Annotated in this window: 15 protein-coding genes and 1 pseudogene; 7 read left to right on the top strand and 9 right to left on the bottom strand. The window is 70.2% G+C overall.

The window, feature by feature from the left end; all coding sequences use genetic code 11:
- The first annotated feature begins 145 nt into the window (after nucleotides 1-145).
- From Sri02f_RS26510 to Sri02f_RS43680, 3 genes and pseudogenes are all read left to right on the top strand, one after another.
- The gene (locus Sri02f_RS26510; protein ID WP_109003834.1) at nucleotides 146-3,697 is read left to right on the top strand and encodes an ATP-binding protein; all 3,552 of its coding nucleotides are present in this window, start codon (nucleotides 146-148) and stop codon (nucleotides 3,695-3,697) included.
- 382 nt (nucleotides 3,698-4,079) lie between these two features.
- The gene (locus Sri02f_RS26505; protein ID WP_109003833.1) at nucleotides 4,080-5,018 is read left to right on the top strand and encodes a polyphosphate kinase 2 family protein; all 939 of its coding nucleotides are present in this window, start codon (nucleotides 4,080-4,082) and stop codon (nucleotides 5,016-5,018) included.
- A 64-nt stretch (nucleotides 5,019-5,082) separates the two neighbouring features.
- Nucleotides 5,083-5,187, top strand: a pseudogene (locus Sri02f_RS43680) (hypothetical protein); the annotation flags it as partial.
- Between the two features lie 35 nt (nucleotides 5,188-5,222).
- Here the strand turns inward: Sri02f_RS43680 and Sri02f_RS26495 are convergent.
- From Sri02f_RS26495 to Sri02f_RS26480, 4 genes are all read right to left on the bottom strand, one after another.
- Nucleotides 5,223-6,278, bottom strand: a complete 1,056-nt coding sequence (locus Sri02f_RS26495) for a hypothetical protein (protein ID WP_245970810.1) — start codon at nucleotides 6,276-6,278, stop codon at nucleotides 5,223-5,225.
- A gap of 180 nt (nucleotides 6,279-6,458) precedes the next feature.
- Complete coding sequence (locus Sri02f_RS26490) at nucleotides 6,459-7,511, bottom strand: hypothetical protein (RefSeq protein ID WP_245970809.1); 1,053 nt, start codon at nucleotides 7,509-7,511, stop codon at nucleotides 6,459-6,461.
- 34 nt (nucleotides 7,512-7,545) lie between these two features.
- The gene (locus Sri02f_RS26485; RefSeq protein WP_245970808.1) at nucleotides 7,546-8,163 is read right to left on the bottom strand and encodes a zinc-dependent metalloprotease family protein; all 618 of its coding nucleotides are present in this window, start codon (nucleotides 8,161-8,163) and stop codon (nucleotides 7,546-7,548) included.
- Nucleotides 8,164-8,978: 815 nt separating this feature from the next.
- Nucleotides 8,979-9,998 (bottom strand): sporulation protein, encoded by a 1,020-nt coding sequence (locus Sri02f_RS26480; RefSeq protein ID WP_109003831.1) that lies wholly within the window; start codon nucleotides 9,996-9,998, stop codon nucleotides 8,979-8,981.
- A gap of 333 nt (nucleotides 9,999-10,331) precedes the next feature.
- Between Sri02f_RS26480 and Sri02f_RS26475 the strand changes: the two genes are divergently transcribed.
- Together Sri02f_RS26475 and Sri02f_RS26470 are read left to right on the top strand one after the other, a co-directional pair.
- The gene (locus Sri02f_RS26475; RefSeq protein ID WP_245970807.1) at nucleotides 10,332-11,321 is read left to right on the top strand and encodes a Rieske 2Fe-2S domain-containing protein; all 990 of its coding nucleotides are present in this window, start codon (nucleotides 10,332-10,334) and stop codon (nucleotides 11,319-11,321) included.
- Between the two features lie 477 nt (nucleotides 11,322-11,798).
- Nucleotides 11,799-12,413, top strand: coding sequence for a hypothetical protein (locus tag Sri02f_RS26470; protein ID WP_109003830.1), 615 nt, complete (start codon nucleotides 11,799-11,801; stop codon nucleotides 12,411-12,413).
- Between the two features lie 353 nt (nucleotides 12,414-12,766).
- On the opposite strand, the gene Sri02f_RS26465 is transcribed toward Sri02f_RS26470, so the two are convergent.
- From Sri02f_RS26465 to Sri02f_RS26450, 4 genes are all read right to left on the bottom strand, one after another.
- Entirely contained in the window at nucleotides 12,767-13,465 is a 699-nt protein-coding gene (locus tag Sri02f_RS26465) for an SDR family oxidoreductase (RefSeq protein ID WP_245970839.1), read from the bottom strand.
- An 18-nt stretch (nucleotides 13,466-13,483) separates the two neighbouring features.
- Nucleotides 13,484-14,371, bottom strand: coding sequence for an SCO6745 family protein (locus tag Sri02f_RS26460; protein ID WP_109003828.1), 888 nt, complete (start codon nucleotides 14,369-14,371; stop codon nucleotides 13,484-13,486).
- A gap of 161 nt (nucleotides 14,372-14,532) precedes the next feature.
- Nucleotides 14,533-15,324 carry a maleylpyruvate isomerase family mycothiol-dependent enzyme gene (locus Sri02f_RS26455; protein ID WP_109003827.1) on the bottom strand — a complete coding sequence of 264 codons (792 nt, stop codon included), beginning with the start codon at nucleotides 15,322-15,324 and terminating at the stop codon, nucleotides 14,533-14,535.
- 369 nt (nucleotides 15,325-15,693) lie between these two features.
- Entirely contained in the window at nucleotides 15,694-16,080 is a 387-nt protein-coding gene (locus Sri02f_RS26450) for a nuclear transport factor 2 family protein (RefSeq protein WP_109003826.1), read from the bottom strand.
- 261 nt (nucleotides 16,081-16,341) lie between these two features.
- Here Sri02f_RS26450 and Sri02f_RS26440 point away from each other — a divergent pair, with 261 nt between their 5' ends.
- Together Sri02f_RS26440 and Sri02f_RS26435 are read left to right on the top strand one after the other, a co-directional pair.
- Complete coding sequence (locus tag Sri02f_RS26440) at nucleotides 16,342-16,539, top strand: hypothetical protein (RefSeq protein ID WP_245970843.1); 198 nt, start codon at nucleotides 16,342-16,344, stop codon at nucleotides 16,537-16,539.
- A gap of 115 nt (nucleotides 16,540-16,654) precedes the next feature.
- A complete protein-coding gene (locus Sri02f_RS26435) occupies nucleotides 16,655-16,945 on the top strand; it encodes a DUF8636 domain-containing protein (RefSeq protein WP_245970806.1) in 291 nt (96 codons plus the stop codon).
- 156 nt (nucleotides 16,946-17,101) lie between these two features.
- On the opposite strand, the gene Sri02f_RS26430 is transcribed toward Sri02f_RS26435, so the two are convergent.
- Nucleotides 17,102-17,581, bottom strand: coding sequence for a MarR family winged helix-turn-helix transcriptional regulator (locus Sri02f_RS26430; protein ID WP_109003825.1), 480 nt, complete (start codon nucleotides 17,579-17,581; stop codon nucleotides 17,102-17,104).
- Nucleotides 17,582-17,586: the final 5 nt, after the last annotated feature.

The following is a 17,586-nucleotide window of genomic DNA, read 5'->3' as shown; positions in this document are numbered from 1 at the left end:
CGAGACGGGGCCTCCGGGGTGTCCGTCGCGTTGTTCTCTGTCGTGTACCAAGGTGCGCTCCCGGCCATCGGCGAACCTTGGACGAAGATTGAATTGGCTGGTCGAAGGCGCTGTGCCAGGGTGGTCGTGAGACTCGGGGGGCGCAGTGGGGGTTGAGTTCGCTGTCTTCGGCAGCGTCGAGGCGCGGGTGGACGGCCGAATCGTCGATCTGGGCCACGCACGGCAGCGGTGTGTGCTCGCCGTGCTGCTGGTCGACGCCAACCAGGTGGTTTCGGTGGACCAGCTCGTCGACCGCGTCTGGGCCGACCGTCTTCCGCAGCGGGCCCGGAACACGCTCTACGGCTATGTCTCCCGCCTGCGGCAGGCTCTGGCCGTCGCCGAGGGGGTGGACATCGTCCGGCGATCCGGTGGCTATGTCCTCGACGTCGAAGCGACAGCAGTGGACCTGCACCGTTTCCACGAACTTGTCGCGCGGGCCCGGGCAGCCGCGCGGAACGTGCAGGACGAGCAGGCGGCGGCCCTGTTCGGGCAGGCACTCGGCCTCTGGCGGGGACCCGCCTTCGCGGGTTTGGACACCCCTTGGATCAACGCCCTCCGCGATGCCGTGGACCGGGAGCGGGTCGCTGCCGAACTCGACCACACCGACGTTCGGCTCCGCCGCGGTCACCACAGCGGACTGCTGGGCGAGTTGTCCGCCCGGATCGAGAGGCACCCACTGGACGAAAGGCTGGCCGGCCAGTTCATCCTTGCCCTGTACCGCAGCGGCCGCCCCGCCGACGCCCTCGGCCAGTACCGGCGGATACGGCTGCTGCTGGCCGAAGAACTCGGCTGTGATCCCAGCGCCCCGTTGCGACGACTGCACCAGCAGATCCTCACCACCGACCCCGCACTGAACGTCCCGCCCGCCGGGCGCGCCACGGGCTCCGCACCCGCCGTCGTGCCGCGCCTGTTACCCGCGCCCCACCCGGTCCCCACGGCACGGTTCGACGGCGTCCTGCCCGGTCCGCAGACACCGCAGCGCCGCAGGACGGGGAACCGCCTGATCGGCCGGACAGCGGAGCTGGCGGTTCTCGACGGGGCGATCGAGGATGCCCTGGCCGGTGTGCCGGGGGTGGTCGAGGTGGTCGGGGAACCGGGTATCGGCAAGACGCGGCTGCTGGGCGCACTGGATGAGCGGGCGAGCCGGCGCGGTTTCGTGTCCCTGGCCGGCCGCAGTGTGGAGTTCGACCGGGCTCCGTACGGTGCGTTCGTGGACGCCCTGGACGACCACCTCGCCACCCTGGACTCCCGAAGGCTCCGGCAGGATGGCTCACCGTCCAGCGCGTTGGCCCTGCTGAGCACCGTCTTCCCCGCGCTCGGTGATCGTCTCCCGGCCGGGCCCGATCCGGTGACGGTCGAACGGTACTGGTTCCACCGCGCGGTGCGGACGCTGCTGGAGGCGCTGAGCGCCGACGGCGGGCTCGTGCTCAGCCTGGACGACCTGCAGTGGACCGACGACGGTACAGCCGAGCTGATCGACCATCTGGTACGGCACCCGCCGAGGACACCACTGCTGCTCGCTCTCGCCTACCGGCCCCGGCAGGCCCCGCCGCGACTGGCCGCAGCGCTGGCCCGGGCGGGAACGGAGCAAAGAGTGGCCAGGGTCGAGCTGGGGCCGCTGTCCCCAGCCGAGGGAGCGGAGCTGTGCGGGGCCAGGACGGATCACTGGCGTTTCCAACGGCTGTACGAGGCCAGTGGCGGCAACCCCTTCTACCTCGAGGCGCTGAACCGGAGCGTCGGCAACGCAAGCCCGTCGGCGGTCCCGGCCCCTGTCGCCGGCGATCTGCCACCGTCGGTGCGCGCCGCGCTGCTGGAAGAGCTGGGAGGTCTGTCGGCCGCTGCGAGGGTCTGCACACAGGCGGCCGCGGTGCTCGGCGACTCCTTCGAAGCCGACATGGTGGCAGTCGTCGCCCAGACCGGTGAGACGCAGGCCCTTGCCGCTCTGGACGAGGCCGCGGAGCGGGACCTCGTACGCCAGATCGGCTCCACGCGTCAGTTCCACTTCCGCCATCCGCTGGTGCGGGCAGCGGTGTACCAGGGAGCGGGCGGCGGTTGGCGGATCCAGGCGCATACCCGGGCCGCGGCCGGCCTGGCGCGGCGCGGCGCACCGCTGACCGCCCAGGCGTCGCATGTTCAGCGTTCGGCGCGCGTAGGAGACGAACACGCCGTCGACGTACTTGTACGGGCCGCCCGTCAGGTGATGACGATCGCACCGGCCACCGCCGCGCACTGGACACATGAAGCCTTGCGGTTGCTGGGTACACAGAGTCGACTACGGCCCGAACTGTGGATCCAGCAGGCCAATGCGCTGGTCATGGCGGGACGGCTGCTGGAAAGCCGCGACGTCCTGCGCACGGCCGCCTCTCTCCTGCCCGCGCCGGCCCGGGGCCAGCGGGCCCGCGTGACTGCCCTACGAGCCACCATGGAGTGGGCGCTTGGCCGGTACGAAGAGGCCACGGCCCTGCTGCTCAGGGAGTTGGCCGACCACGAGGGCCGGTTGACGCCCGAGACCGCCGCGTTGGAGCTGGGGGTCGCGGTGGTCGCGCTCCGTACGAACGACTTCTCCACCGCCGTCGACTGGGGCGAACGCGCGTTGCGCTCCTCGGAACGCATCGGCGACCCGCCGCGGGCCACCGCGGTCCGCGCTCTGCTGGCCCTGGCGCATACCTTCGCCGGCGACGCCCGGGCGACCGACTACCTCGACCTGGTGGTGGAAACCCTCGACGGCACCGACGACCAGCAGCTGGCCGGGCAGATGGACACCCTCGTCATGACGGGCTGGACGGAGGTGCTCCACGAACGGTACGACGCCGCACTGTGTCATCTCGACAGAGGCCTGGAAGTGTCACGCCGCACCGGCCAGAGCCTCGTGCTCGCGGATCTGTTCGCCGCCTCCGCATACGCCTACATGTGGCTCGGGCGGCTGGACGAGGCGGAGACGTATGCCGACGACGCGCTGGAGGCGGCCTCACTCGTGGGCAGCAGCGAGCCGCGCTCACTGGCCGAGGTGGTGAGCGCGGCGGTCGTGATGTGGCGGGGAGACTTCGCCGAGGCACTGAAGATCTGTGAGGAGTCGCTGTCGCCGGACGGCCCCGCACTGGGCGCGCACCGGTCGGCGATGGTCGGGATGCTCGGGCAGACGCTGCTGCTCAACGGCGATCCGGAGGGCTGTGTCGGCAAGGTGCTCGAAGCGGGCGGCGGCCCGCACCTGTTCGGGTTCGAAGCCCCGGTCCGCCCCATGTGGTTCCGGCTGCTGTCCGTCGCCCAACTGGCTCTGGGCGACGTGGCGGCTGCCGAAGGGTGGGCGGACCGCGCTGCCGCTGCCGCAGCCTCTGAGGGGCCGTCCGGTCGGCGCGGTTTCGCTTTGCTCGCCCGCGCCGAGGTGCAACTCGCCCGGCAGGATCCGGCAGCGGGCCCCACCGCGTGTGAGGCTGCTGCCGAGTTTCGCGCGGCTCGCATGCTCCTCAACGAGGGCATGGCCCGGCTGACGGCCGGTACCGCGCTGTCTGCCTTCGGCCGCCCGACCGAAGGACTCGCCCAGTTGAAACAAGCCAAATCCCTGTCCGTCACCTGCGGAGCCCGCGCCCTGTCCGACCTCGCCGATCAGGAACACCACCGAATCGCCGTCCAACTCCCGCCTGCGACGACCGGTGCCTGAGGTTCCCACGCCATGTACAGGTGCGTCACAACTTGTAGCCGCAGCACTCGGGACCAGGCTGTCCACCCCGAGCGCGATCCGCGCTGCCGGGGGAGGGAGAGGGATGGCCGAGGATCTGCCCGCTCTCGTCGTCGCGCCCTGATCCCGCCCCGACCGAGGCGCTCACCGTCGCCGCCCGCGGTGGCGACCTGTGCTCTCCCCGGCGGGCGTTCCGGAGGGAGCGGCCGGAGAATGTGGGTGGTGACTCGTTTGGGGCCGAGGGGTCTTGAGCCATGGGGTCGGTGCCCCTGGAGGACGAACTCGTCGACGTGCGGGACATGGTGGGACGTCGCAGAGCAGATCCGTCCAGGACTGTCGTGATCCGAAGAGAAAGGGGTCGGTCATGGCGCTCAGCACAGCCGAACGCATCGCACGGCTCATCGAACCTCTGCGCGTGAAACCAGGCTCCAGTGTCGACCTGGCCCGCGACTTCGACCCCCGCCACAAGGCGCACCTGAAGAAGAAGCACAGCGCCGAACTGCTCGCCGCCGGGGTCGGCCTGCTCTCCGACTACCAGCAGCGGCTGGCCGCGCAGGACACGTACGGCGTGCTGCTGTGTCTTCAGGCGCTGGACGCGGGCGGCAAGGACGGCACGATCCGGCACGTGATGAGCGGGGTGAACCCGCAGGGTGTGAAGGTCAGCAGCTTCAAGGTGCCTTCCGCCGAGGAGCTCGACCACGACTACCTGTGGCGCTACGCGGCCCGGTTGCCCGCCCGCGGTGACATCGCGATCTTCAACCGCTCGCACTACGAGGAGGTCCTCGTCGTACGGGTCCACACCGAGGTGCTCGCCCGGCAGCGGCTGCCCGGCGACGTACGGACGGCGAAGATCTGGGAGCGCCGGTACCGGGAGATCAACGACTGGGAGCGCTACCTGACCGACAACGGGTTCCAGGTCGTGAATGTGTTCCTCAACCTCTCCAAGGAGGAGCAGCGGATCCGCTTCATGAAGCGGCTCGACCTGCCGGAGAAGAACTGGAAGTTCTCCGCCGCCGACGTCCGCGAACGCCGCCACTGGGACGAGTACCAGGCCGCGTTCTCCGAGATGCTCTCCGCGACCAGCACCACCTGGGCGCCCTGGTACGTGGTACCGGCGGATCGCAAGTGGTTCGCGCGCATCTGCACGGCGGCCGTACTCGCCCACACACTGATCGCCATCGACCCCCAATACCCCGCGGTCTCGGACAAGGCGCGCAAGGACCTGCTCGCCGCCAGGCGGGAGCTGGAGGCCGAGGCGCCGGAAGGGGCCCCGGCGGACCCGTACGCCGCCCGGCACCGGTAGGCCAAGGGCCAGGACCATGAGGCAGGCGGCGCGCTCGGACTGATGCGGGCGATCCGCGCAGGACGTCGCGGCGGCCCTCGGAGTCGATCCGGCGGTCGGGCTCCCGGCGGCGAAGGCAGCTGAGCTGCCGGCCGCGCACGGTCCGAACCCGCTGCCCGAGGAACAGTGACGACTGCCGAAGTCGTCGCCTGTCGGCATCCGTCGTCAGTCGTCGGTCGGGCGCAGGAACCCCACATCGATCCCGCACGCACGCTCTATCGCGACGACCGAGGCCGCGCGGGCGGTGTCGTCCGGCTTGCCGGCGCCGGTTCCGGCACCGAGTGAGGTCGCGTAGCTGCGCAGGACGGAGGCGTCCGCCGGCTTCGACGCCATTGCGGCGAGGTCGGTGAGGACGGAGGCCAGCTCGTCAGGTGTGTGACGGCCGCTCTCGGACGTCGCGAGCGGCGACGCCACGGAGCAGAAGGTGTCCGTGGGCTCCATCGCGCGGGCGGGCCGGGTGGCTCGGGGATCGGGCTCGGCGCTCCGCAGGACCTTCTGGACGTCGTCGGCGGTCTTCCCGGCGGTCCGCAGGGCCACGGGCGCCTCCTCGCCGGGCACGCGCTGCCGCTCCAGTGCCGAACGGTAGGCGTCGACGGTGACGTCGTGGCCTGCGAACTCGCCCGAGCCGACGCGCCCGTGGTCGTAGGGCAGGGCGGCGCCCGACCCCAGCTGCGCCCACACACCGTCCTCGTACCGGGCGAACGAGATCACGTAGGTGTGGCCGACCTCCAGCCGCGCCGCGTCCTGAGAGGCCACGCGCTCTCGGACGCCGTCGTGCAGCTGCCATCCGTCGACGGTGACCGACACGACGCCGGGCAGGGCCGCCGCCGCGGGCCGCGCCCACAGGCGGTCGGTGACGCGCAGATCGACCGTGCGCGGCACGTAGGTCCCGGCGCCGGCTGCCTCGTCCTGCGTCTCCGGGTCGGGCCGCTCGTGCTCCGCCAGTACGCGCACGACCGCGACCTGGTCGCCGTAGGACACCCAGTCGGTCGCGGTGCGGGAGGGGATGCCCTCCTTCGTCCCGGGCAGGCTGACTCGTCCCGTGCCGCCTTGTCCGGAGCCGCGCTGCTCGGCGGCGGCCCGGCCGGCGCCGGTCCGGTCGTCGACGGTCCGGTCGTCGACGGTCCGGTCGTCGTGCGTCGACGACACCAGGGCGGCGGAACCGGCGAGGGCCGCGGCGAGCACGGCCCCCGTGACCTTCGTGTGGGTGGTCAGGGTCACGAGAATCCCCCTTGTTCGGCTCAACGGTCTTGATGGCGGCGCCCTTTCGCGCCGCCGCGACTATGACGCCGCGGGAACCCTGTTCGTTCATGCGGCTGCGGTGGATCCGAACGCCCGGACCCACCGCAGCCGCCGCCGTGCCCACCCCGCCGTGGTCACCGGGTTCTCACCGTGCCCGTGTCACTCCGCGTCCTCGACGTCGTTCGGCAGGAGGTCGACGTCGATGGAGCAGGCGCGTTCGACACGGACCGTCGCGGCCCCACGGCTGGTCCACGCCGCCGGGTCCGCACTCGCGTTGAGCTGCCCGGCGTACGCGATCAGGAGGGCCTTGTCGCCGAAGTTGTCCGTGAGCCCGGCGAGGTCCGAGACGACGTCGGAGAGCTCGCCACGGGTGTAGGTGCTCCCGGCATCGGTGGCGAGCGGGGCCGCCACCTTGCAGAACGTGTCGGCGGCCGCCGCTGCCGCCGCCGCGGCCTTGGCGACCCACTTGGCCCGGGCGGCCGCGTCCAGGTTGTAGTTCGCGGCGGCAGTGGCGTCCGGCGTCGCGCTCGTCAGGAAGGTCTTGACGCTGGACGCGGCGCTGGTGCTGGCCCGGTAGGCCAGAGGCTCTTCCGCGCCTGTGACCAGCTTCGCCCGCATCTTGGCGCGGTAGGCGGCCGCGGTCACCGTGGAACCCTCGTACTCGCCCTGTCCCACCTCGCCGCTGTCGTACGGCAGGATGGCGCCGGTGCCGATCGTCGCCCACTCGCCGTCGGCGTAGTGCGCGAACGAGACCAGGTAGTCGTGTCCGACCTCCAGCCGGGAGGCTTCGGCGGAGCCCACCCGCGTCTTGGCGTCGCCCTTGAACGACCAGCCGTCGGCGACGATCGTCAGGGTGGCGGGCAGCGCGGTTGCGCCGGAACGCGACCACACACGCTCCTTGACCTGCAGGTCGACCGTCCGGGACAGGTAACCTTCGCCGGCCGCGATCTCCTCGCTGTCCGCCTCGCCCTCGTGCTCGGCCGTCACGTGGACGACGGCCGCCTGGTCGCCGTAGGACACCCAGTCGGTGGCGGTGGCGGACGGGATGCCGTCCTTCGACTCGGCGATGATCAGGTCGCCGCGTCCGGCGGAGGCTGACGCGGCGTCGCCGTGCGAGGCGCCGCCGAACGGCCCGAGCAGGGCCGCGCCGGTCAGGGACGCGGCCACGGCGGCGCCGAGCACGGTCCCGGTGATTTTCCCTCTTGTGGACATTGCCACGGAATTCCCCCTGCGTTCCTGGTCGGTCTCAGTAAGTCGCGTTGATGTTCTCTTTGTTGTTCGCGCCGAGCCGGTAGACGTCGTTGTAGGACATGCAGCCCAGGCGGTCGTCGTACAGACCGAGGGCGGGACTCGCGTTGGGCCCGTGCGTCAGGCCGACCGCGTGGCCGGTCTCATGGCAGGCGTCCGACTTGTTCACGGAGCCGATTCCGGTGTGGTCCTTGTTGAAGGCGACGTAGTGCTGATCGCACTTGCGGGACGTGACCGCGTCGTCGCACCAGGTGATGCCGATCTTCCCGCGCGCCAGCGTCTTGGCCTTGTACACGATGTCCGTCTCGGAGTCGCCCCTGTACGTGCCCGACGACTCGATCTTCACCACCAGGTCGGTCGGACCGTAGTAGTCCTTCACGGCCCGGGAAATGGTGTTCTTCTCCGCGGAGCTCAGGCTGCCTTCGCGGTAGACCGTCAGCGTCCTGTTGTCGGTCTGGCAGAACGTGTCGCCCATGTCGCCGTCCCGGCAGGTGGGGCTGTAGTTGCCGGTCGGGTACATGTTGTCCGTCAACGCCGCCTGGACGACGGTGGTCCCCGCGACGAGAGCGGCGCTCGCAGCGCCTATGACGAAGATCGTCCTCCGTTTGATCGCCACGCCTGTGTTCCCCCTTTGACGGCCCGCCGCCTGTGCGGTTCCTCGGTGGTTCCCGGTGAACGCGGGGCGGATGAGGCGATCTAAGGGGAGTGATCACCTGTCAGGAATGGATCAGGTGTCCATTGGCGGGATGCGATCCCTGTACGTCCGGATGTGGATGTGCGGTGAAAGAGAAGTGAAGTGGCAGTGAAAGGGTGAGACCGAAAGTGAAAGGAAGGCGAAAGAAAAGCGAAGGCAGAAGGGACGGACACCCGGTGAAGACAGGAGGGCTCGCCGGGCGAATTCCGGCCGCTTCAACCTCGCTCGGAATCCGGTTCGCGCAGCGCCTGCTGCGCCGGCGGCGACCCCGTCGAACAGTGCCCCCGGCGACCCCCGTCGACCGGTCCGGCGGCGCGACGGTCCCGGCGCCGGCCGGGAGCCGCGCTGTGCCGGGCAGGTCTCCCGCTGGACGGAACCGTGGAGGACGGTCGCCCACAGCCAGCCGCCGAGGAAGGTGCTGAAGGCGACCGTCCCGCTGTGAAGCGAGTGAGCCGCGCCGTGGTCGGCGGCACGGCTCACGACGCGAGGTCGGAGGTCGGCTCGGCGGGGGGTGCCGTCGAAACGGCGGCGCAGGTCGTGGGCGTCGAAGTTGTGCGGCACCTCGTCGACCGCGATGAGCGGCCGGGCCACGCGCTCCCGCTCGGACGCGTCGATGGCACCGACTGCATCCGCGCCGAGCGCGCGCATCGCCGGGCCGGCGTGTCTCCCGGCCTCCCGATCATGTACAGGTGTGCAGAAGCCGGTGAGTGGCGGTCATGCCGCCTCAGACTTCCGCCTCAGTCTTCTCCCTCGTCCTCGTCCTCGTCTTCGTCGTCGAAGAAGTCGCCGACCTCGTCGACGACTTCGGCCGCGACGATGCCGCCGACGACACCGACCGCCAGGCCCGCGGCGCCGGCCGCGACGGCGGTGCCCATGCCCGACCCGGAGCGGTGGTGCGTGCCGTGATGGTCGTCGTGGCTGTGGTGGGCGTCGTGGCCGTGGTCCGCGTACGGGTCCCCGTGGCCGTAGGAGGCGTGCGCACCGTAGGAGGCGCGGCGTTCCACGAGCTGCCGGATCCAGCCGTCGACCAGCGTGTTCCAGTCCTCGGCGGCACCGTGGGGGACGGTGAAGCGGGTGAGCGCGTCATGGCCGGCCGTGAACATGCCGCCGCGCTTGTCGGCCTCCAGCACGACCTCCAGCCCGCCGGGGTGGGCGAGGAAGGTGACCTCCAGCTCGTTGAGTCGGTGCGCGTACGGCGGGGCGGGAGTGAGCTCGATCTCCTGGTAGAAAGGCAGTTGCTGGCCGGTGCCGCCGATGTGGCCGAGTTCCAGGTCGGCGGACCTGAACGCGAACCCCAACTGCCCCAGAGCCTCCAGGATCGCCTCCTGGGCGGGCAGCGGACCGATCGCGAGCGGATCCAGGTCGCCCTTGTCCTTCGCCCCGGCGACCGCCAGCTCGGTGCGGACGCCGAGCACGATGCCCAGCGGCTGCCCGTGCAGTTCGGTGACCGGGCTCTCCCACGGCAGGCTGATGCGGAACGGGACGCTGCGGTACTCGCCCTCGCCCAGGCGGAAGCCGCCGCCGACGGTGAACCTCTCGAAGACGACGTCGCCTTCGTTCTCCCCGTCCTCGTGCTCCGCTTCGACGCGGGCGACGAGTTCGAGGGTGATGAGGTCGATGTCGAAGTCGGCGTTGCCGCCCTTGAGGTGGACCTGTCCCGACAGGGCGCCACCGGGAAGGGCTGGGCCGAGGTCGAGGACCGTGTCCACCGTGGGCCCGCCCACACCGAGCGAGCCGAGCAGCCGTTTGAACACCATCGGGGCGTTCACTCCTTTACGTGCGTGTCACTTGTGGTGCCGGGCGGGGTGCGGCGCCGCACCCTGGGGAACGATGCCGGCCGCCGGCCCACTTCTACATTGCTGTAGAAGCATAGAGGTGGGGCGGCCCGGCACGGCCGCGCAACGGCGCGCTGGGGGCAAACGGCTGAAAAGGGCCCCCGGATGGCAGGAGCAGCCTGCTTGACGAGGGCGCTTGGTGCCCTCTTCGCGAGGGGCCCACCGTTCCCTGACCAGGCCTGTTGCGGACGTCCCGTGTCTGCCTGAGGGCCCTCGGGGCGACGAGGGGAATGATCGGACGGCTAGCATCTGCGCATGCCTTTACGTCGCAGTCATGACAACTTGGCCGCCCTGCCGCGCGATCCCCGGGCCGACCAGTATCCGATGCCGACCGTGCCCTACGGCTGGTACGCGGTGCTGCGCAGCCGTGAACTGCGACCGGGCAAGGTGGTCAGCCTGCACTACTTCGGGCGGGCGCTCATCGCCTTCCGGGGAGCCGACGGCCGGGCAGCCGTACGGGACGCGCACTGCCCGCACTACGGCGCTCATCTCGGCGCGGGCGGCAAGGTCGTGGACGGCACGGTGGAGTGCCCCTTCCACGGGTGGCGGTTCGGCCCCGACGGCCGGTGCGTGGAGGCCCCGTTCGCGGTGCACACCCCCAAGGTCTCCCTCGGCGGGTTCCCCGTCCGCGAGCACAGCGGGCTCGTCTTCGTGCACGCCGGGCCGGGCGAGCCGTCGTGGGAGGTGCCGGAGATCCCCGAGGCGGGGGCGAAGGAGTTCGCCGCGCCCATCGACGACACCTGCCGGGCACGCGTCCACATTCAGGAGATGCGCGAGAACATCGTCGACGAGTCCCATTTCCACTTCATCCACGGCCAGAGCGAACCCCCGGTCCAGGACTGGCGGACGGACGGTCCGTTCGCCGAGGCCCGCGGCCGCATCTCCCGCCGCGTCCTCGGCCGGGTCGTCGACAACACCTTCGACGCGTTCATGTACGGGCCCGGCGTCATGGTGGTGCGTACCCACGGTCCCGTCCTGTCCGTGACCGCCATCGCCCTCAGCACGCCTGTCGACGACCGCACCAGCGAACTGCGGATGCTGTACTACATCCGCAAACCGGCCCGGCTGCCGTTTCTGACGCCCCTCGCCAAAGTGGTCTTCCGCAGGGAGGCTTTGGGGGAGGTGCGCGAGGAGGTCGGGATCTGGGACCACAAGGTCCACCAGGCGCGCCCCGTCCTGCTGCCGCACGAGAAGGGCATCAAGGCGCTGCGCCGCTGGTACGCCCAGTTCTACCCGGCCGACTGACGGATCGGCGCGACGGATCGGCCCGTTCCGTACCACCAGCATCAAGGGACTGCCTCACTACTGGTGCCGCAGACCCGCCGGCTGGGTCCCCCATGACCACTGTCGACGACAGGGCGGAGACGGGCGGCTGACGAGTGATGCCGGCCGCGTCCGAGGACCGACCGACACGGCGCGAGTGGTCCACGCGTCCCGGAACGGCATCCCAGGGGCTCCTGTTTCCCCAGGTCAACAGGGGTGGGATGGTCCCGCCGTCCCGACTGCGGCGGCAACTGTTGGCGGGGACCCCCGGTCTCCTGGAGTCTGTGGATGTCGCACCGGCCGAGACGGCACGACCGCCGGGCCGGTGGACGGAACAACCACCCTGCGCCTGTTCACCGGCACACCTCTGTGCCCGGGTCGTGTTCGGCGCCTCGCACCACGCGCCGTCCCGCGACGCAGGGATCACCCGCGTTCGGATTCAGAGAAGGAAGTCACCCCATGAACAGCAGCACTCCCGCCCGCCGTCGTCCGGGCCGCAGCGTGGCCGTCGCCGCCGGCCTCGTCCTGGCTCTCGGGCTCGGTGCGGCGGCGCAGGCCTCAGCCGCCGAAGCGCGGACCGCCAACGCCGGGGCCAGGACCTCGTCCCCGTCCATCGCGCTCTCGGACTCGGACGCGTCGCTGTCCGGCCGACAGATGATCCGGGTGCTGAAGTCCCTGCTGCCCAAGGGCGGGAAGATCTACGACCAGCAGAGCCAGGACGGCTACGGCGCGCTGGTCTGGGACGACGGCCACGGAAAGAGCATGATCGGGGTGAACGCCCAGGACAACATGGGCGACGTCCTCGAAGGACGTATGGGCTGCGACGGCGAGTACATCGAATGCCAGGCCCTGACCCTGGCCGACGGCACCCAGGTGAAGCGGGCCAAGCGGGCATCGGAGAAGGGCGGCTCCGCCGTGGTGTGGCTGGTCGACACCCTCCACCCCGACGGCCGCCGGGTCATCGTGCAGGAAGTGAACTCCTACGCCGAGAGCGGCCCGGTGACGCGACCGCAGCCCCCGCTCACGCTCGACCGCCTGCAGGCCATCGCCCTCGACTCCCGGTGGGCCGGCTGACCGGATCGCTGCCCGGACGCACCGCTCGCATGACGTCATCGGATGAACGGATGACGACCCACTTCATGCAGCAGCTCCGCGGGATCCACCGTGCCCCGGTTCGCCGGCCGTCGCCCGGGCTTCGAGGAGCCTTCGACCGAAGCCCGGGTGTTCGAAGTCGGGCCCAGGCAGACCTCGGTCCGCCTCACCGTGTTCGGGCGGTCGCTGCGGTCCACGGCGGCACAAGCGTGCGGTCGGCCGGATGTCCGGCCGACCGCACGCCAGGATTCCGCCACTGTCAGGATGTGGGCGACGTCAGGGCAAATGTCCCCGTTGCGCCTTCGGCATGTTGCCTTTCTCGGCGTCGCGTCGGCTCAGCTGACGGAGAAGTCCGCAGCGTGGTCCGCAGCCCACACATCGAACCCCGAAGCCGGGCGGCCCAGGATCCCTTCGAGGGTGTCCGTCGCGGGCGAATTCCCTGCAGCGGCGTCATCGAGAAACTGCAAGACGGCTTCCGCCTCGACCGGTTGCATGAACCGAGCGAACCGCGCCAGAGCAGCCTCGCGCGTGAGCCCGTCGACCGCTATGTCCCGGCCGGTGGCATCGGCGATGGCGTGGGCCTGGTCGCGCTGGGAGATTCGTGCCGGGCGGTCAGGAGACCGGTGGCGTCGTCGTTGCCGAGCAGCGCTGCGACGGCAACCGCAGCGATGTCGCGTTCCCGAAGTCTTGATCGGAGATGCCCAACCGAGCGCGTTCGTCGCGAGCACCAGGGGCCGGATCGGCACCACCATCAGATCCGATGCCGCCCGAAACGCCTCCTCCACCTCCCGGTGCTCTTCGGTTATCGCGTTCCCGCGTGACGAGGGGTGGATCACGCTGCCGGACGACATCAAAACGATCCGCTCAACACCAGCGGTGCGGGCAGCTGCGATCACACCGTGCACGCCCTCGTGGTGGGCGTACAGAAACACCTGTCCGACTCCGTCGAATGCGGGCAAGAGACTCTTCGGGTCGGTCAGATCCGCAGCGAACAACTGGGAAAGCGCCGGACAAGTTCGAGCCCTGTTCGGCACCGGACGTTGCACGACAAGCTAAGCGCTTTCCGCGCTCAGGCGGCCGACTGCCCACGGTAGGAGCTCCTTGGCCACCGCAAGGCTGAACGGCCTGACCAATGAGCTCAGTTCGGCGCAGCATGTAGGGCCGAGCGTGAGGTAGGGGAGGGCGGCCAGTCTGTCGGTGGTGTGCTCGATCTCCGCCCTGCGCCGCGCACCGTCCTCGGACAGCGCCAAGTGCGGCCCGTCGTCGAGCCACCCACGCTCACGCAGGTTCTGCGCCGCCTCGCCCCACTGATGCGGCGTCCATGCCCGCGAACCGCGCAGCACCTCTGCGTCGACGTCGCCCGCGGCGGCATGCGTGACGAGAGACTCGATCCCGCTCAGTCCGGCGGTCAGCAGTGCCCCCACGTGACCGTCGCCACGAAACTCCCTCAGGAGAGTCTGCGCATGCCAGAGCACGAGGTGGGGTGCGCTCGGCCACGGCAGTGCGGCGTGCGCGGCGAACAGGGGGCGGCCCTGCGGGTGACCCACCGTCACTTCAGCCGCGGCTCGGGCGAGTTCCGCCGCACGCGCCATCTCCGGTGAGGACACCTCCGCGCCGAGGATGCGGCGGAGCGTGGCATCGATCCCTGTGAGCCGGGCAGCGGCGAACCGCTGCGGCGTGGCGACATCCCACGCCGCGGGTATGGCCCGGCGCACCAGTTGCGGATTGAAGTTGTAGAACGTGGCGATCACCAGGTCCGCCGAAGCCGCGCCGAGCGCGGCCGAGCGGGACGCGAAGTACCCCGTCCTGGCGTCCACGCCCAACTCGTCGTACTGGGCGGCGGCTTCGGGCGAGAAGTAGACGGCCCCGTGGTAGGGCTCGAGAGTTCTCCAGGTCTCGCGCGCGAGGGCGAGGTTGTCGCGGTCCGTGTCATGCGTCATCAGCGGCTCTCCGTCCTGTGGCGGATGAAACGGTGGTGTTCATCGAGCACACGACGGTGCATCGGACGCGTCGACTGTACCGTCCAGTCGGTACGTTACCGGAGAGCGGCTCCGGCGACTACTGCCCAGCAAGCAGCCGATCGACCGGACGTCACCCAGCTCTAGAACGCGGAGTTGGCGAACCAGCGAGTCAGCAGGTCCTTGTCGCCGTCCTGTGTGAAGACCGCCGCACTGTGGTGCAATCGGCCGTAGACGAGCAGCAACAGATCGGCCGCGGTTCCATGAACGGTCGCGTCGGCGGCTTCGGCATCACCGGCGTTCGCGTCGAGCCCGAAGCCGTCGGACCGCAGGCGGACGAACCAGGATCCCTCACCGTCGGTCGCGTTGAAACGGATGGTCTGGTCGGGGCCGCGCAGTTTGGCGACGTTGGGCGCGAAGGGAGTGGCGAACGGGAGATTGACGAGGAACTCGTCGATCCCGTCGACCGCCAGCGGCCGGTCGACGGTGGCCGGGCGGCCCAGGGCCAGTTCGGCGTCGACCCGATGCAACAGGGTCTCGAACAGCATCCGGCGTGCCCAGAAGCGGGCGTGCTGATCGACGCCCCATGCCCACATGGGCAGGTCCGGGTCGGTTGCCGCGAAGGCCTGCGCGGCCACGGTCGCACTGTCGGCCAGCCAGTCGGGGTAATCCTCCTGCCGCTCCGGGAGCCGCAGGTCCACGTCCCGCGTGCGCGGCGGCTCCTGGACGCGCGCGTGCAGAAGCCCCGAGAACCAACGCTGGACGCTCCCGGTGTGCTTGACCAGGTCCGCCAGTGTCCAACCGGGGCAGCTCGGCACGGCGGTCGTCAGGTCGGCGTCCTTGAGGCCGGCGACGAACCGGGCGGTCTCCGCCGCGACCGCGGCGCGGTGGTCGACCGGAGCGGGTCCATATGTGACGTGATCCGACGAGTTCATTGTGGGAGCCTTTCTCTGGGGGACTTGGGGTGACGGCGGGTCCGGCGCAGTCAGGCGGTTGACTTGTCGCGCTCCAGGCACTCAGCGGCAGGATGATCCGGCCGCCCCCGACCGCACGCCCCTCGACGACCGAGGGATCATCGGACATCGACACCAACAGTACGGCTGGTGAGAACGCCGGGTTTCACCCGTTGGGTGCGCAGGTTCGGTGAGGTCGAGGGTTCTCCGGACGAGGGCAGTGCCGGGTGGCGGCCGCAGCGCTGAGAGAGCGGCCGCCAATCCGGATCGTCACAGGTCCCAGTCCTCCGACTGTGCTGTTCAGCACTGGGAACGAACGATCGCCGTCCGATCGCCGTCCGAGACTTGCAGTTACACGCCGGCAGGCGGGAGGGGCGTGGCCTGGTGGTAGTACATCTGCCAGGTCGCGTCGGCGCCCTGCTTGCGCCAGAGCGAACTGCGCCGTGCCCGGCTTCCATCCAGCGTGGTTTCGTAGGTGAGGTGCACCAGCCCGGGGGCCAGGAGGACACCGGTGAACTTGGAGGCCTCGTAGCGCGGGCCGCTCTCTGCCGCACCATCCATCTCGGGCAGCGCGGCGAGCATCTCGTCATACGTCCACCGTCGCCCCGAAGCGCCGACCTCGATGAAGTCCGGGTCCAGTAGCTGAAGGGCAAGCGAGCGTGACCTGCGAACGCTTGGGTCCATGAGACGCAGCTCGCCTTCGATGGCTTCGCGCACCTCATCTGGTTGTTGGCTCATGAAGGCATTTTGCCCTCGACGGCCCGCTGCAGGCGCCGCCCGCGGGCGGAGTGGCGGTGCGGGTGCGGGGCCGGGGGCGAATCCGGTATGTGCGTCGCTGTCGTAGGAACAGATGGAGTCGGTCGCCTATGGGTTCTGGCTGCACAAGGTGTCCAGCTCGGCGCTCGAGGCCGAGCACCACCCCGTCGAGCACGGCTGGGTGCGTGCGGTGCGCAGGCTGTCCTGCCGCTGAAGCGGGAGATCGAGGCGTTCTCCTATGCGGTGCGCTCGTACTTCCCCGCCATCACCCTCGCCGGAGTCGAGAACGCCTTCCTGCTCTCGGGAGCCGTCGTCGTCCTGGCCGTGACCGCCGTGCTCACCCTCGCACGCGTCGGCGCGTGGCAGACCGGTCACGAGCGTTTTGCCACTGCTGGCACGGCAAGCGTCGCGGCGCTGGACGAGGGTTCGGCCGTGACCTGACACAACAGGGCCCCGGGCCGACCGAGGATTCCGGCCGACCCGATGCCCCCCGGGCCTCACGTCAGGGCCCTTCACCGTCGGGATCAGCGCGGCCGGCAGCGCGATGCACACCGTCATGACGCTGAAGAAACACGAAGATGCCGATGCCGATGCGTGGGATCGTTCACGGCCGACTCGCGGCGTGCTTACGGGCGTCGGGGGAGGGGAAGTGATGGTCCCCATGACGAGCGTGATGCAGAACTACGGCCTCCTGTGGACCGACCCGGACGGCACCCCACAGGCGTCCGCCGGCAGGTACGACAAGCGGTCCGCGAAGCACCGCCGCACCGAACTGAAAGCCGTGGGCTGTACCCGCGTCGAGATTGTGCCGGTCAGGCCTGGAGAAGTTCCTGAGCCGGTTTCCTGAGCCGGTCTCCTGAGCGAGGCGGAACAGCCAGAACAGGTAGGGCAGGCGGAACAGGTGGGGCCGGACGGCCCCGGCGAGGACTCGCGCTGCGACGGTCGTGCCACCGTCGGCTGTGCGCGAGTCCGTCCTGCGGCGATCAGCGGGGACGGCTCCTGACTACCCGGCGGGTGTCTGCCGGCCGTGGCCCCTGACGGATTTCTCGATGGTGTGCGCACACATGGTGAACATGTCGACCTGGTCGGGGGTCAGATCGCGCACGGAAATCTGTTCCAGGGTCCGCCACATGTCGGCGATGGGTTCCTGCAGGGCGCGGCCGGCGTCGGTGAGGCTGACCACCATGACCCGCCGGTCGTGGGGGGCGGGCTCCCGGGTGAGCAGTCCGGCTTCCTGCATGCGGCGCAGTGATTTGGAGACGGTGGAGTGGTCGAGGCCCGCACGCTCCAGCAGTTCTCCCTGTGTCTGGCCGTCGCGGTCGAAGAGCTGCATCAGCAGCAGTTCCTGTCCCGGGTGCAGGTTCAGGGCGCGCAACATGGCGGCGGCGTGGCCGCGGTGGGCGCGGGCGAGTTGGAAGACGGCATAGCTCAGACGCCCGTCGCGCGCCGCGTGGGGCAGTTCCGAAGCGGTGATGTCGGACATTATTT

This window comes from Streptomyces rishiriensis, from assembly GCF_003112535.1.
GTDB lineage: Bacteria > Actinomycetota > Actinomycetes > Streptomycetales > Streptomycetaceae > Streptomyces > Streptomyces rishiriensis.
The sequence above is the reverse complement of the archived record's forward strand: the minus strand, read 5'-3'. Positions and strand labels throughout refer to the sequence as shown.

What these genes read in the sequence shown, in the direction of transcription:
- Sri02f_RS26455 (WP_109003827.1), bottom strand. Translation starts at nt 15,324, where the DNA reads ATGAACTCGTCGGATCACGTCACATATGGACCCGCTCCGGTCGACCAC.
- Sri02f_RS26470 (WP_109003830.1), top strand. Translation starts at nt 11,799, where the DNA reads ATGAACAGCAGCACTCCCGCCCGCCGTCGTCCGGGCCGCAGCGTGGCC.
- Sri02f_RS26460 (WP_109003828.1), bottom strand. Translation starts at nt 14,371, where the DNA reads ATGACGCATGACACGGACCGCGACAACCTCGCCCTCGCGCGCGAGACC.
- Sri02f_RS26505 (WP_109003833.1), top strand. Translation starts at nt 4,080, where the DNA reads ATGGCGCTCAGCACAGCCGAACGCATCGCACGGCTCATCGAACCTCTG.
- Sri02f_RS26430 (WP_109003825.1), bottom strand. Translation starts at nt 17,581, where the DNA reads ATGTCCGACATCACCGCTTCGGAACTGCCCCACGCGGCGCGCGACGGG.
- Sri02f_RS26435 (WP_245970806.1), top strand. Translation starts at nt 16,655, where the DNA reads ATGACGCTGAAGAAACACGAAGATGCCGATGCCGATGCGTGGGATCGT.
- Sri02f_RS26450 (WP_109003826.1), bottom strand. Translation starts at nt 16,080, where the DNA reads ATGAGCCAACAACCAGATGAGGTGCGCGAAGCCATCGAAGGCGAGCTG.
- Sri02f_RS26490 (WP_245970809.1), bottom strand. Translation starts at nt 7,511, where the DNA reads ATGTCCACAAGAGGGAAAATCACCGGGACCGTGCTCGGCGCCGCCGTG.
- Sri02f_RS26475 (WP_245970807.1), top strand. Translation starts at nt 10,332, where the DNA reads ATGCCTTTACGTCGCAGTCATGACAACTTGGCCGCCCTGCCGCGCGAT.
- Sri02f_RS26480 (WP_109003831.1), bottom strand. Translation starts at nt 9,998, where the DNA reads ATGGTGTTCAAACGGCTGCTCGGCTCGCTCGGTGTGGGCGGGCCCACG.